Origin of the sequence: Photobacterium angustum, from assembly GCF_003026365.1 — a bacterium.
Taxonomy (GTDB): Bacteria; Pseudomonadota; Gammaproteobacteria; order Enterobacterales; family Vibrionaceae; genus Photobacterium; species Photobacterium angustum.
Genome location: NZ_PYOM01000015.1, coordinates 129,225 through 143,624 on the forward strand (window position 1 = coordinate 129,225; position 14,400 = coordinate 143,624).

15 protein-coding genes are annotated in these 14,400 nt (G+C 33.1%); 13 read left to right on the top strand and 2 right to left on the bottom strand.

All coding sequences use genetic code 11. The annotated features are described in order from the left end of the window. Positions 1-6: 6 nt before the first annotated feature. Both CTN01_RS16020 and yjbE read right to left on the bottom strand, forming a co-directional pair. A complete protein-coding gene (locus CTN01_RS16020) occupies positions 7-714 on the bottom strand; it encodes a YjbF family lipoprotein (RefSeq protein WP_045148344.1) in 708 nt (235 codons plus the stop codon). 108 nt (positions 715-822) lie between these two features. Beyond that, a complete protein-coding gene (gene yjbE / locus CTN01_RS16025) occupies positions 823-1,053 on the bottom strand; it encodes an exopolysaccharide production protein YjbE (protein ID WP_045148345.1) in 231 nt (76 codons plus the stop codon). Positions 1,054-1,523: 470 nt separating this feature from the next. Between yjbE and CTN01_RS16030 the strand changes: the two genes are divergently transcribed. The 13 genes from CTN01_RS16030 to CTN01_RS16090 all read left to right on the top strand — a co-directional run. Continuing rightward, entirely contained in the window at positions 1,524-2,672 is a 1,149-nt protein-coding gene (locus CTN01_RS16030; protein ID WP_045148346.1) for a polysaccharide export protein, read from the top strand. A gap of 45 nt (positions 2,673-2,717) precedes the next feature. Next, positions 2,718-3,158, top strand: a complete 441-nt coding sequence (locus CTN01_RS16035) for an arsenate reductase/protein-tyrosine-phosphatase family protein (RefSeq protein WP_045148348.1) — start codon at positions 2,718-2,720, stop codon at positions 3,156-3,158. A gap of 40 nt (positions 3,159-3,198) precedes the next feature. After that, positions 3,199-5,391 (top strand): polysaccharide biosynthesis tyrosine autokinase, encoded by a 2,193-nt coding sequence (locus tag CTN01_RS16040; protein ID WP_045148349.1) that lies wholly within the window; start codon positions 3,199-3,201, stop codon positions 5,389-5,391. A gap of 271 nt (positions 5,392-5,662) precedes the next feature. After that, positions 5,663-6,742, top strand: a complete 1,080-nt coding sequence (rfbB, locus tag CTN01_RS16045) for a dTDP-glucose 4,6-dehydratase (RefSeq protein WP_045148350.1) — start codon at positions 5,663-5,665, stop codon at positions 6,740-6,742. Between the two features lie 2 nt (positions 6,743-6,744). Then, the gene (rfbA, locus tag CTN01_RS16050) at positions 6,745-7,617 is read left to right on the top strand and encodes a glucose-1-phosphate thymidylyltransferase RfbA (protein WP_045148352.1); all 873 of its coding nucleotides are present in this window, start codon (positions 6,745-6,747) and stop codon (positions 7,615-7,617) included. Positions 7,618-7,627: 10 nt separating this feature from the next. Then, positions 7,628-8,518 (top strand): dTDP-4-dehydrorhamnose reductase, encoded by an 891-nt coding sequence (gene rfbD, locus CTN01_RS16055; protein WP_045148414.1) that lies wholly within the window; start codon positions 7,628-7,630, stop codon positions 8,516-8,518. A gap of 22 nt (positions 8,519-8,540) precedes the next feature. Continuing rightward, positions 8,541-9,077, top strand: coding sequence for a dTDP-4-dehydrorhamnose 3,5-epimerase (gene rfbC / locus CTN01_RS16060; protein ID WP_107188268.1), 537 nt, complete (start codon positions 8,541-8,543; stop codon positions 9,075-9,077). Then, on the top strand, positions 9,074-10,279 hold the full coding sequence (locus tag CTN01_RS16065) for an MATE family efflux transporter (RefSeq protein WP_107342189.1): 1,206 nt from the start codon (positions 9,074-9,076) through the stop codon (positions 10,277-10,279). Before rfbC ends, CTN01_RS16065 begins: the two co-directional genes overlap by 4 nt. Then, complete coding sequence (locus tag CTN01_RS16070; protein WP_045148355.1) at positions 10,248-10,943, top strand: glycosyltransferase family 2 protein; 696 nt, start codon at positions 10,248-10,250, stop codon at positions 10,941-10,943. The genes CTN01_RS16065 and CTN01_RS16070 overlap by 32 nt, the downstream gene beginning before the upstream one ends. Continuing rightward, entirely contained in the window at positions 10,943-12,037 is a 1,095-nt protein-coding gene (locus CTN01_RS16075) for a glycosyltransferase (RefSeq protein ID WP_107342190.1), read from the top strand. The genes CTN01_RS16070 and CTN01_RS16075 overlap by 1 nt, the downstream gene beginning before the upstream one ends. Next, positions 12,031-13,212 (top strand): hypothetical protein, encoded by a 1,182-nt coding sequence (locus tag CTN01_RS16080; RefSeq protein WP_107188266.1) that lies wholly within the window; start codon positions 12,031-12,033, stop codon positions 13,210-13,212. The genes CTN01_RS16075 and CTN01_RS16080 overlap by 7 nt, the downstream gene beginning before the upstream one ends. Next, entirely contained in the window at positions 13,196-14,098 is a 903-nt protein-coding gene (locus CTN01_RS16085; RefSeq protein ID WP_045148361.1) for a D-glucuronyl C5-epimerase family protein, read from the top strand. Before CTN01_RS16080 ends, CTN01_RS16085 begins: the two co-directional genes overlap by 17 nt. Continuing rightward, the coding region (locus CTN01_RS16090) for a hypothetical protein (protein WP_146150432.1) at positions 14,095-14,400 on the top strand (306 nt) is incomplete at its 3' end. The genes CTN01_RS16085 and CTN01_RS16090, both read left to right, overlap by 4 nt.

Below are 14,400 nucleotides of genomic sequence, written 5' to 3' on the forward strand. Positions count from 1 at the left end.
AATATCCTATTGTGCAAAAGGTTTTAGTGGCGTGAGTTCAATACTTGGTAATGACGGAGCTATGATTTGGCGACTTTTTACAACATTTCCAGTTGTTTGTTCGATCCAAAACATATTGAGGTAAGATGTATTTAACTCTTTTACCTGAACTGTTTCGATGAACTTCAATGTAGCGTGATATTTACCATTAACATAAAGTGTTTCAGGCTTTTTATAAGTAAAAACTGAATTTAAAGTGTAACCTGAATGGTAACCCGGTTGCCAATCAATGGTTCGTTGCCAATGAGTTGGAGTACTTGATAACTGCAGCCCTAGAGATAATGGGTCTGGCTTTTCACTATAAGTATTTACAAGATTCCCATCAGGAAGGTTTACTGTTTTTACAATTCGTCCGTGCTCAGTGACGATCATGCCATTATCACTAGATAACCACTTTAATTGTGTTGCGCTACTTTTTGTATTATCTAGTACTGGTTCAGCTAAGGCTAATATCATGAAAATTTGGTTATGATCACCAATTTTGGCATAAGTGCTAGCATAGGGTATCTGAGCTATTTCATAGCGTGATTTAGTAATATCAGGTGTACCGTATATTGCTAATTCTACAGTATCTTTTACGTTACTTATTTTTTGGCTGCATCCCGTCGCTATAAATACGATATTAAACAAAAGTATTAACAAATAAATGGGGCGTAAAATGAAATAAGTTTGCATTTATATAGATAATCCAAATAAAACGTTTGAATACTATGATCAGTTTTTAACAACATAGCAAAAAAATAGCCGCGCTAAAGCACGGCTATGTTAAAACTCAGGCTACAGTTATTGTGTATTAGTAACTGTAGTTGTTGTAGAGTTTGTGTTGTCAGAATCTGATGCAGCAATAGCAACAGCTGTAACTGCCGCAGCAGCACCAACAGCAACTGCTGTTGTTGTGCCCGTAGCAGTGGCTGTCGCTGATGTTGTACCAGCTGCTGTACCAGTTTCTTCAGCTGCAAATGCTGATGTCGCCATACCCATTGCTGCAAATAAAACTAATGCTGATTTTTTCATGAAAATATCCTAATATAAAATTATAGAGTACTGTTAAGTCATTAACATAATTAAACAGCTATTATACGTAAAAAATAAAAAAGTACATATAAAAAAAAGAAAAATGTGTGAGAGAGTGTATATAGTGAAGTCGACAAGATTAAATGTAAAATGGCAATTTTTGCGATTCATTTCACTGATAATTGTTAGTAAAACCAGAAAGTTGTGATGTGCTAAAGTTTTACATTTTTTATCTTCAAATAGTTGAGCCTATGGTTTATTTATCTATTCCTATTCCTATGGTTTATTTATCTATTAAAAAGAGGTAAGATGCGCGAGTTTTTTTGCTGTTGGTGAGATGCAAAAAACATAAATTGATTTTCAGACTTTGTTTTAAACAAAATTAATAGCACTGGGGAGCTACGACCTCTGGGCGGTAGCGTGCCTTTTTACAGCTTATTCTTCATACACACTCCTGAGACAACGAAATAATGAAATTCACAAAAAAACTAATTGTCACAGCCGTTACATCTTTAATGCTAGTGGGTTGTTCAATGCCAGGCTCTCATTTAAGCCTTGATGGACAAAACATTGTAGGAAGTGAAAGCACAGATGCCGGCCTTCAGGGACGTGTAAATGTTTTTCCTCTTACTGCTGAAAGTGTCTCTCAATTCAAACATAAACAGGTGTCTGCTCAAATTAATAAAAACCTAGATCAGTTGTTATCTAAATATGAATATCATATTGGTACTGGTGATGTTTTAAACATTACAGTTTGGGACCATCCTGAATTGACTATTCCTGCTGGTTCTTACCGAAGTGCTGAAGAAGCAGGAAATTGGGTTCATGCTGATGGGACTATTTTTTATCCTTATATCGGTAAAGTTTCTGTTGCTGGAAAAACAGTGACAGAAATACGACGAGATATTGCTCGTAGACTGTCTACTTATATTGAAAGTCCGCAAGTTGATGTAAATGTAGCCTCATTCCGCTCGCAAAAAGCATACATTACAGGCGAAGTAAAACAAGCAGGTCAACAAGCGATAACAAATATTCCTTTAACGTTGCTAGATGCAATAAACCAAGCAGGTGGATTAGCTGAAGATGCTGATTGGCGTAATGTAACGTTAACAAGAAACGGAAAAGATGAACAGATTTCTCTTTATGCTCTTATGCAAAAAGGCGATTTGACACAAAATCGACTATTAAAAAATGGTGATATTGTTCATGTTCCTCGCAATGATGATCAGAAGGTATTTGTAATGGGCGAGGTTAATAAACCTCAATTATTAAAGATCGACCGTGCAGGAATGAGTTTGACTGAAGCGTTAAGTAGTGTTGGTGGGATCGATGAATTAAAAGCTGATGCAACTGGCGTTTTTGTTATTAGGTCTACACATCCGGATTTAAATAAGACCCCACACCAGCCTGTTGCAAATATTTATCAACTGAATGTTAAAGACGCAACGGCCTTAGTCGTTGGGACAGAGTTTGACTTAAAGCCTTATGATATCGTCTATGTAACTGCGGCTCCGATTGTTCGGTGGAATCGTGTTATTCAGCAACTGTTACCAACTATAACTGGATTCAATCAATTGACTGAAGGTGTAGATAGATTTACAGATTTAAAGAAACTGTAATAGTTATACATTTGTCGGATATCAAATAAATTTATAGTAGATATTATGTTTAACAATATATTGGTTGTATGTGTAGGTAATATTTGTCGTTCACCTTCCGGTGAACGTATTTTACAAACGAAATTACCCCACAAAAATATTGCTTCAGCGGGAGTTGCAACGGCTAAAAGCGGTTTAGTTGGTAAGCCTGCTGATAAAATGGCCGCACAAGTTGCTGAAGAACATGGTTATTCATTAAATGGCCATCAAGCACAACAATTAACGAGTGACCTTGTAAGAGACTATGATCTTATTTTAGTCATGGAAAAAGGGCATATTGAAGCTGTCACTGCGATAGCGCCAGAAGCAAGAGGTAAAGCGATGCTATTTGGGCAATGGATCGGGCAACAAGATATACCTGACCCTTACCGACTGAGTAAAGAAGCGTTTGACCATGCATATAAGTTAATAGATCAGGCTGCAGAGGCTTGGTCAAAAAAATTATAAGCATTGCTTAATGTAAAGAACAATATTTGGATTATATTTAATGAGCTCTACGATTAAAAATCAATCGAATCTAGTGGGTGGCAGTGACGAGATCGATCTAGCTAAACTGTTTGGGATCTTAATCGACAATAAAATAAAAATTATTGTAATAACGTTTGTTTTTGCTGTTGTCGGTATTGTCTATGCGTTGTTTGTCACACCTATATATAAAGCGGATGCATTAATCCAAGTCGAAGCTAAGTCATCAGGCATGGGTACTATGTTAGGTGGCGATATGGCTGATATGTTCGGTGGTGGTGATTCATCTTCTAGTACTGAAATCGAAATTATTAAATCAAGAATGGTACTAGGCCAAACAGTTGATAAGCTAAATTTAACGACACAAGTTACACCTGATTACTTCCCAATTTTTGGACAAGGTTTAGCTAGAATGCAAGGCGCTCAGATTCATGCGGATATTAGTCGCTTTGAATTACCAAACACAATAGCAGCACCTGCGAGTTATACTCTTGAAGTCATAAATCAAAAAAAAGGTGAGTACAAATTAATTGATAGTGATGGTAATCACATATTGACGGGCTTTGTCGGCCAACTATCATCAGATCATGGCTACAAAATATTTGTGACTGATATTCATGCAAATGATGGTGACATGTTCACCGTGTCGAAGCGTACACGTTACGATGCGATTGGTATATTACAGCGAAATTTATCGGTCAGTGAGCAAGGTAAACAAACCGGTATTTTACAGTTGTCATATACTGGCCCAAATCGGTTAGAAATTGCAAAAATATTGAATAATATTAGTGAAAACTACTTTTTACAAAATGTTGAGAGAAATTCAGCAGAAGCGGAAAATAGCCTAGAGTTTTTGAAAAAGCATTTGCCTGAAGTTAAAACAAAGCTTACAGCAGCAGAAGATAAGCTAAATAATTATCGTCAAGCAAATGAATCTGTCGATTTGCCGTTAGAAGCGAAGTCAGCATTGGACACGATGGTATCGCTAGAATCTCAGTTAAATGAATTAACATTTAAAGAAAGTGATATATCTCAAAGGTTCACAAAAGATCACCCTGCATATATCTCGTTACTTGATAAGCGTAAAACCCTATTAGCGGAAAAAGCAAGATTAAATAAAAAAGTTGAAAAGCTTCCAAAAACACAGCGTGAGATTTTACGTCTAACTCGTGATGTTGAAGTTAATCAACAAATTTATGTTCAGATGTTAAATAAAGTACAAGAACTTAGTATTGTTAAAGCAAGTACAGTAGGTAATGTTCGTATTTTAGACTCAGCTCAATCTGCTAGCGCGCCAATAAAACCGAAGAAATCACTCATCGTTGTACTATCGACATTATTGGGTGGCATGTTAAGCGTAGCGATTGTAGTACTTAAAGCAGCTTTCCATCGTGGTGTTGAAAACCCTGATGAAATTGAAGCAATCGGTCTACCTGTTTATGCGTCAATTCCTGAGTCAAGTTGGCAACTAGCATCTGACAAAAAAAATGAAAAGAGCAAAAAAAATCATCAAGATACTATTGTACAATCATTACTGGCTGTAGCTAATCCAGCTGACTTATCCATTGAAGCATTGCGTAGTTTGCGTACAAGTTTGCATTTTGCAATGATGGAAGCGAAGAATAATATATTGATGATATCTGGTCCAAGTCCAGGTATCGGTAAGTCATTTGTTTCAGCTAATATGGCAGCAGTAATGGCACAAGCTGGTCAACGCGTTTTAGTTATTGATGCTGACATGCGTAAAGGTCGAATGGAACGTCAGATGTGTGTTGATAGTAAGCCTGGTTTGGCTGATTATTTGTCTGGTCGAGAAAGTATTGAGTCTGTTATTAAAGCTCCTGGTATTGATAACCTCGATTTTATTGCCCGTGGCGCTGTTCCACCAAATCCATCAGAATTACTTATGCATCCAAGAATGAAAACGTTACTAGATTGGGCATCAGAAAATTATGATTTAGTTTTAGTGGATACACCTCCTATCTTAGCCGTGACCGATCCTGCTATTGTAGGGGCACATGCTGGTACTACGATGATTGTTTCTCGTTTCGGATTAAACCCAATTAAAGAAATTGAAGTGACAAAAAATCGATTTGAGCAAAACGGTATCGAAGTTAAAGGGTGTATTCTTAATGCTGTTGTGAAGAAAGCAAGCTCTACATATGGCGGTAGTTATGGTTACTATAACTACAGTTACGTGAACGATAATAAGTAGCAATTTTTAATTATTTGAAACAAAATGATCAGGTCCTACATTTTTGGGACCTATTCCCCTAAAAGCACGAAATCTCAGTTTTTAAGTGATTTTTCAAAACATTAGCCGAAATGCTAGTGTTTTTTTTTGTCTAAAAATAAGAAAAAAGAGTTTCGTTTCTTGGTAATCAAAGTCTGGCGATGAAGAGTGAATAAACTCAACGTTAAAAACACTCACTTTCGTTGAAGTTAATAAAAATTTATAATATAGAAATAAGAAAAGGATATTAAACTTGAAGATTCTAGTTACTGGTGGCGCAGGCTTTATTGGGTCTGCTGTTATTCGTCACATTATAAATAATACACAAGACGAAGTAGTTAATATTGATAGGCTGACTTATGCAGGTAACTTAGAATCGTTAAAAGAAATTGAAGGTAGTCAACGTTATAAATTTGAACAAGTTGATATTTGTAATCGAACTGAGTTAGATCGCGTATTTGAACAATATAAGCCAGATGCAGTTATGCATTTGGCTGCTGAAAGTCATGTTGATCGTTCTATCGATGGACCGGCAGACTTCATTGAAACCAATATTATTGGCACATACACAATGCTTGAAGCTGCTCGCCAATATTGGAATCAATTAGATGAAATGATGAAATCAGCTTTCCGTTTCCATCATATTTCAACTGACGAAGTGTATGGTGATCTTGAAGGTACTGACGATCTATTTACTGAAACAACATCATATGAGCCATCAAGCCCATATTCAGCATCGAAAGCATCAAGTGATCATTTAGTGCGAGCATGGTTGCGTACTTATGGTTTGCCAACAATTGTAACCAATTGTTCAAATAACTATGGCCCATATCATTTTCCTGAAAAACTTATCCCATTGATGATCTTAAATGCTTTAGATGGAAAAAGATTGCCTGTTTATGGTGATGGTATGCAAATCCGTGACTGGTTATATGTCGAAGATCATGCATCAGCACTTTATACTGTTGTAACAAAAGGTGAAGTTGGTGAGACATACAATATCGGTGGTCACAATGAGAAAGCCAATATTGAAGTTGTTAAAACTATTTGCTCTTTACTTGAAGAGTTAGTGCCAAATAAACCTGATAATGTTGAGAAGTATCAAGATTTAATCACGTATGTTACGGACCGTCCTGGCCATGATGTTCGTTATGCTATTGATGCATCAAAGATTGAGCGTGAGCTAGGCTGGAAACCTGCTGAGACTTTTGAATCGGGAATTCGTAAAACTGTTGAATGGTATTTGAATAATAAAACATGGTGGAGTCGAGTATTAGATGGCTCATACAGTTTTGAGCGTTTAGGTACGACAGTTTCTAAGGAAGAGAAATAATAATGAAAGGGATTATTTTAGCAGGTGGTTCAGGCACTCGTCTTTATCCTATTACTCGTGGTGTTTCTAAACAGCTATTACCCATTTATGATAAGCCAATGATTTTCTATCCGCTATCTACACTAATGTTAGCGGGAATTAAAGACATTCTTATTATTACAACACCTGAGGATAACGATAGTTTTCGACGCTTGTTAGGCGATGGGTCTGATTTTGGCATTAACTTAGAATATGCCATTCAACCGTCTCCAGATGGTCTAGCGCAAGCGTTTCTAATTGGTGAAGACTTCATTGGTGATGATAGTGTCTGTTTAGTTCTAGGTGATAATATTTTCTATGGGCAGTCGTTCAGTAAAACATTATTAAACGCAGCCTCTCGCGAACATGGTGCTACGGTATTTGGATATCAAGTACATGATCCAGAACGTTTTGGGGTGGTTGAATTTGATATCGAAATGAAAGCGATTTCTATTGAAGAAAAACCTTCAAAGCCAAAATCAAACTATGCGGTTACGGGGTTGTATTTCTATGATAACCGTGTTGTAGAAATGGCTAAGCAAGTGAAACCTTCGGCACGTGGTGAACTTGAAATTACCACTTTGAATGAAATGTACCTTAATGATGACTCATTGAATGTTGAGTTATTAGGCCGTGGTTTTGCTTGGTTAGATACGGGCACGCATGAAAGTCTGCAGCAAGCTTCTTCTTTTGTTGAGACTATTCAAAATGTCCAGGGACTCAAAGTCGCTTGTTTGGAAGAAATTGCTTGGCGTAATGGTTGGTTAACTTCTCAACAAATACAAGAGTTAGCAAAACCAATGATGAAAAATGAATACGGTCAATATCTGATGCGTATCACGTCTGAAAAGAAATAAGAGATTGCACATTGTGAAAGTTTTAATTACGGGTAGCAATGGTCAAGTAGGTAGCTGTTTGGTTAGACAGCTACAAAACTGTACCCATACTGAAATACTAGCTGTTGATCGAACAGATTTAGATATAACGTCTAAATCAGATGTTTCAAAAATAGTTGATGAATTTAAGCCTAATATTATTATTAATGCAGCAGCACATACAGCTGTTGATAAAGCTGAGACAGAAATTGATTTATCGTATGCGATTAATCGTGATGGCCCATTATATTTAGCACAAGCCGCTGAAAAAATTGGTGCTGCTTTATTGCACATTTCGACTGATTATGTTTTTGCTGGTGATAAAGAAGGTATCTACTCTGAAATCGATGCAGTAAACCCGCAAGGTGTGTACGGTTCAAGTAAATTAGCTGGTGAAAAAGCAGTTATTGATGCATGTTCACGCGTTATTATTTTACGTACAGCATGGGTATTTGGTGAGGAGGGGAGTAACTTTGTTAAGACCATGCTTCGATTAGGACTACAGCGAGATGAATTAGGCATTGTAGCAGATCAGTTTGGTGGGCCTACTTATGCGGGGGATATTGCTGCTGCCTTAATTGACATAGCAGAAGCTATCAATATTCAAGGTGAAGGCTTTGATAGTGCAAAATATGGTATTTATCATTTTTCAGGCTTGCCCCATACAAGTTGGTATGGTTTTGCGCAAACGATTTTTGATAAAGCGGAAGAGCAACGTGTAGTTAAAAAAGTACCGTTGTTGAAAGAAATTAAGACATCTGACTATCCTACACCGGCTAAACGGCCTGCAAACTCAAAGCTTGACACACAGAAAATAACAGAAACTTTCGGTATTCAAGCCAGTGATTGGCAACGTGCTTTAAATAAGCTATCTAATTATTAATACCTATTCGAGAATAAATAAAATGAAAGTAATAGAAACGGACATTCCTGATGTGAAAATTATTGAGCCGACCGTTTTTGGCGATGAGCGTGGTTTTTTCATGGAAACCTGGAATCAAAAAAAATTTGAAGAGTTGGTCACAGGTAAACCTACACAATTTGTTCAGGATAATCACTCTAAGTCCAAAAAAGGAACTTTACGCGGTCTGCATTATCAAACAGAAAATACACAAGGAAAATTAGTTCGTGTTGTTTCAGGTGAAGTGTATGACGTAGCAGTTGATATTCGTAAAGAATCACCAACATTTGGTAAATGGGTTGGCGTTTATTTATCATCTGAAAATAAACGACAACTATGGATACCGGAAGGTTTCGCTCATGGTTTCTATGTAACAAGTAATGAAGCTGAATTTGTGTATAAGTGCACTGATTTTTATAACCCAAATGCTGAAGTGTCGATTTTATGGAATGATAACGATATATCTATAAATTGGCCTTTTGATACCATACCTGTTTTATCTCAGAAAGATAAGTTAGGGATTAAGTTAATAAAACTATGAATAATATAGTTTATATAACGGTTTCACGATTAATACCACAATTAATGTCCTTCATATCCGTTTTAGTTGTTACTCAATATTATACAGTTACGGAATATGGATACTATTCTATAGGTTTTGGCCTTTTAGGATTTCTTAGTTTATTTTCAACACTTGGTTTTAATGACTATTTACTTTCAAATAAATTAAAAGCAAATAATAAGAATGTAATTGTAAAATCATTAATTGTTTATAAAGTATTTTCGTATGCTTTATCAATTATTGCGCTTTTTTTTATACTTGGTAATTATGATGAAAATATATACCTTATTATTTTCTCAATATGCATATTTGAAAATCTATCTAGAAGGTTAGAAGAAGTATTCTTTTTTTACTTTCAAATTAATGAGAAATATAATATTTATACCTATAGGCGGTTATTAATATCGCTTATTAATACAATAAGTAAAATAGCATCTGTTGTCATATTTAAACTTAATATTAAATATTTCGCATTGTATAATTCACTGATTTTGTTATTGTTGTTGTTGTTTTTTTACAGAGATATATTGTTTTCATTATTTAAGTTAAAGATAAGGCATTTTAATTTTTTTATAAATTTATTAAAAGCTGACCATAGGAAAATAATATCTTTCTTAGTAATTTCACTATCGTTTTATATTTATTTTTCCAGCGACCTTTTCCTATTGACCCTGATCTCTGATAGCAGAAATGTCGCTGTTTATAATCTTGGTTTATCTTTTATGGGAGCAGCGCTTGTACCTGCAGGTGCTTTATGGAGTCTTCTGATAGTTAAATCTAGAGATTTAAAATTTAATAAATACTTTTTAATAACAGCAGTATCATCGATTTTGCTATCTGTATTTTGTTATTTATTTGTATATATATACGTAACTTACCTAAATGATAAATATATAGATCTTCTTAAAGTGTTCTTATTTCTCACATTGTTTATGCCTTTTAGGTATGTGAATGTTATTTATGAGCTTTATTTTACGAAGAACGATAAAATTAAAGTAATAACAGTTGTGAGAGTAACTGCAGCGGTTTTAAATTTATCCTTTAATCTTATATTAATACCTAAATATAATGCTCTAGGTGCTGCATTTTCTACAATGCTAGTTGAAGTTATTATCTTTATTATTTATGCCTGTTTGAAAGTGAGAAAAAATGAAAGTTACAATAATAACTGTTTGCTATAATTCAGAAAAAACAATTAATCGAACAATTAAAAGTGTTTTAGCGCAAACTTATAAAGATATTGAATATTTAATTATTGATGGTGGCTCAAAAGATAAAACATTAGACATTATAAGACAACACCCTGAAATTAAATATATATCAGAAAAAGATAAAGGCATATATAATGCTATGAACAAAGGACTTCATCTTGCATCTGGTGATATTGTTGCTTTTTTAAACTCTGATGACTACTATCAAGATAATAAGGTTATAGATAAAGTCGTTAGCTCATTTAATAATAGTCATAATTTTGTATTTGGTGATATAAAAGTTATTGATGATGAAAGAAGTTATCTTCGTAAAGCAAACTTAGAGAAAATAAAATTCGGTATGACAATAAATCACCCTGCTTTGTTCATATCTTCTAATTTAATTGAAAATATTACTTTCGATGAGAGTCTAAAAATAGCTGCCGATTATGATTTTGTTTTAACAGTACTTAATAAAAAAATTAATTATAAATATTTAAATGAGTGTTTGGTTGTTATGGATGGAATGGGGGTAAGTAATTTACAAAAAGATTTAGGTGAAATAGAAGAAAAAGCAGTAAGAAAAAAACATACAAACTTAATCTTATATTATTTCGTTACTTTTTATAAATTTATAAGTAAGGCTTTGAAATAATGAATATATTATTTGTATCTCTGCAAGAAGTATTTGGTGGTGGTGAAGTATACCTGACGCAATTAAAAAAGGCTCTAGATGAAAATTATAGTGCTAATGTCTTTTTGTATAGTCCAGAAAATAAGCGGCTTTTTGATTTTTTTAGTCAAGAAAAAATTTATATAGGACAGTCAAGAAAAAGAAAATTTGTGTCATTTTCAAATTTATATTCATATTTGAAAGCATCATTAGAAATAAAAAAAATAATAAAAAAAAATGAAATAGATTGTGTTGTATTTAATGCAAAGGAATCTATATATTTAAATTCTCTTCTTTTTGGTATTGATATATACAAAATTGGTGTGCTGCATACCATAATAGAAAATAGTAGATTGAAAACAAAGTTGTTTAAAAAATCTATTTCGAAGTTAGATGTTTTAGTAAATGTTTCAGAATATATAAATAACAAAGTACGTGATTTGGTTGGTCATAGTCTTGAAAAAAAATTAGTAGTTATTGAAAATGGTGTCGAGTTTAAACCACTAGTTAAAAAAGAAATAGACTATACTCGAAACGTAAATATATTGTCCGTTTCACGACTTCAAGAGGGGAAAGGACAAGAGGATCTTATATATGCATTAAGCTTATTACCAGAAGAATTAAAGTTTAGATGCAATATAACATTCTTAGGTGAAGGAGAAAATGAAACTAAATTAAAAAGTTTAGTAAATGATCTAAAATTAGATTCTCTTGTCCTTTTTGAAGGTTTTAGTAATCCAGAACTTTATTTTCCACGAAGTGATCTTTTTATATTTACAAGTCGTCTTGATGAGTCATTTGGTTTGTCTGTAGCTGAGGCTATGATGAATAACGTACCAGTTGTCTCGTCTGATGTTGGAGCCATTCCATCCTTATTAGATGACGGCAAATGCGGATATTTATACTCTTCTGGTAATGTAATTGAATTAGCAAAATTAATAGAAAATTTTTTTCATTATAGAGAAGATTTTGAAACTAAAGCATCCCTTGCCTATGAAAGAGCTAATACAGAATACTTATTAAAAAAAAATATGGAAAAAGTAACTGAAGTGATTTTAAAGGGTAAGCAATGCTAAAGTTAATTATATTTTTTATTTTTACGTTATCAAGCTTTAGGCCATTTGACTTAAATATTACTTTATTATTAACTGTTATTATTAGTTTGCTATTAGTTGATAAGCTGAAATTTAATAGAAGTTTATTTATCTTTTGGTTGTTTTTTTCTGCGTATACACTGATGTATACCATGCTTAGAGGCTGGACTTTTGATGCTAATCATATTGTAATGATAGTTGCACCGTTTATGGTCTTTACACTTTTATATACATTGATTGAGTGTTCTGATTATAAACAAATTGCTAAATATATATTATCGCTTTCATTTTTAGTTTCATTGTTTGCAATATATCAAGAGCTTACTTATATATTCTTACCTTACTTATACATAGATATTCACTCATTACCTGGATTTATTGGCGGTACTGATAAAAGTAATTTATTTAACGTCAACTTTATTAGAGTCTATGGGTTCTCAACTGAGCCTGCACACTTTGCATTTTTGATATTTCCTGCTTTGCTAATGTGCTTTGAAACTATTTTGTTTAAAAAGAATAATATAGCAGTTTCAAAATTTGAGTTTCTTGTAATATTCTCTGCATTTATTTTGACTTTTTCAACTGTTGCTTACCTTTGTTTGTTCTTATATTTGTCTTTTAAATTAATGCAAGATTTTAATTTTAAAGGTAAGATACTTCTTTTATTATTTTTCGTAGTGTTGATTTATATAGGTTATAGTAATGATGCAGTGTATAGTAAAATAACAAGGCTTATCTACTCTACTAATTTATACGATTCCAGTGGTACGGTGTATGCTATCCTTTCTTCAATTAAATTAGCATTATTTAGTATAAAAGAAAATTTATTATTATTTGGTGTTGGTATCAACAATTATAGAAACCTTTATGATGATTTTTATATCAATCCTATTGAAGTGATTAATAGGGTTGATGGTGCATCTATGTATTTAAGAATGGTTGTTGAACTTGGTTTGTTTCTTTCGAGTATTTTCATTACTTACTTTGTTTATCTCATATATAAAGGTCGACATAATTTTTACACATCTGTTTTTGGTTTTGCACTGATTTGTTATTGTATAAGAACAGGTAATTACGCTTCACCTCTTTTCTTAACTTATCTTGCTTTTTTTTGTTTATCATTAAAGAATAGGGATATGAATGTTATCACACGGTAAATTAGTTACAGCGCTACAGTTTTTCACACCTATCTTTCAAGATTATTGGCATATTATATATCCTGTTAATAAAAACACTGACGGTTTTAATTATTATTTAGACAATAGTAAAAAAGCTACGACTTATAAGGGTGAGTTTAACTCTGAAGGTATTTATTTATTTTTTGGTTATGATGGAAAATATCATGAACATGCATTAGAATCTGCACAATATGGTTTGGCTTGTTGGGAAGCTTATCATCAATCGAAAAATAATAGTTGGAAGATAAAAGCATTAAAACAATGTGATTGGTTGGTATCAAACCAATCTCGATCTGGTGCTTGGTTTATAGAACATAAAAATAGTAAATATGAAACGCTACCTTCTCCATGGTCATCGGCATTGGCACAAGGTTTTGCAATATCATCGCTTGTCCGAGCTTATAAATACACAAAGAATGATAATTATTTGCAGTCGGCAAGAATTGCTTTTAATTATATGAATACTGACATAGCAGAAGGTGGTTTAAAAAGGTTCATTGATTCTGGGGGATATATATATGAAGAATATCCTACAGAAAGTCTTAATGGTGTATTAAATGGATATATTTTTGTTTTATTTTCTATTATGGATTTAGCTTCTGTAGATGAAAGCTACGAGCTTGTTCTTCAAGATAATATAAAAAATTTAAGAACAATACTCCCTCTTTTTGATGCTGGTTTTTGGAGTTATTATTCTCTTGATGGAAATATTTCTAGCGGTTTTTATCATAGATTAGTTATTCGTCAATTAGAAGCTCTCATTGTTGCTGGCTATGACTTTAGTACTGAAGTTAAAATTATGAATAAGCAGTTAAGAACACCTACATATGTGTGTAAGGCTTTTCTTAAAAAGGTTTTAAAATGAAGTTTTTGATTTATTCTCCAGAGTTCGGTCCAAGTAAAGGTGGAATTCAGACTTGGGCATATTATATTAAAAAATTACTAGTTGAAAATAATTGTGGGGTTGAGGTTTTTTCTTTTAGAGAAGATGGATTAAAAAAAACAATTAAGGGTTTTTTCCAAAAATCTAATGCGATAATAATAATGACATGGAAAGTATCATTATTATGCTTCCCTTCACTTTTTTTTAATTTTATTAAGGGTAAGAAAAGCTTCTGTTTTGTTCATGGAAATGAAATATTAAATCTAAATCTTATTGAAATATAC

Coding starts and splice junctions, on each gene's coding strand:
- CTN01_RS16080 (WP_107188266.1), top strand. CDS start 12,031: ATGCTAAAGTTAATTATATTTTTTATTTTTACGTTATCAAGCTTTAGG.
- CTN01_RS16040 (WP_045148349.1), top strand. CDS start 3,199: ATGAGCTCTACGATTAAAAATCAATCGAATCTAGTGGGTGGCAGTGAC.
- CTN01_RS16020 (WP_045148344.1), bottom strand. CDS start 714: ATGCAAACTTATTTCATTTTACGCCCCATTTATTTGTTAATACTTTTG.
- CTN01_RS16035 (WP_045148348.1), top strand. CDS start 2,718: ATGTTTAACAATATATTGGTTGTATGTGTAGGTAATATTTGTCGTTCA.
- CTN01_RS16075 (WP_107342190.1), top strand. CDS start 10,943: ATGAATATATTATTTGTATCTCTGCAAGAAGTATTTGGTGGTGGTGAA.
- yjbE (WP_045148345.1), bottom strand. CDS start 1,053: ATGAAAAAATCAGCATTAGTTTTATTTGCAGCAATGGGTATGGCGACA.
- CTN01_RS16070 (WP_045148355.1), top strand. CDS start 10,248: ATGAAAGTTACAATAATAACTGTTTGCTATAATTCAGAAAAAACAATT.
- rfbA (WP_045148352.1), top strand. CDS start 6,745: ATGAAAGGGATTATTTTAGCAGGTGGTTCAGGCACTCGTCTTTATCCT.
- CTN01_RS16030 (WP_045148346.1), top strand. CDS start 1,524: ATGAAATTCACAAAAAAACTAATTGTCACAGCCGTTACATCTTTAATG.
- rfbC (WP_107188268.1), top strand. CDS start 8,541: ATGAAAGTAATAGAAACGGACATTCCTGATGTGAAAATTATTGAGCCG.
- CTN01_RS16065 (WP_107342189.1), top strand. CDS start 9,074: ATGAATAATATAGTTTATATAACGGTTTCACGATTAATACCACAATTA.
- CTN01_RS16085 (WP_045148361.1), top strand. CDS start 13,196: ATGTTATCACACGGTAAATTAGTTACAGCGCTACAGTTTTTCACACCT.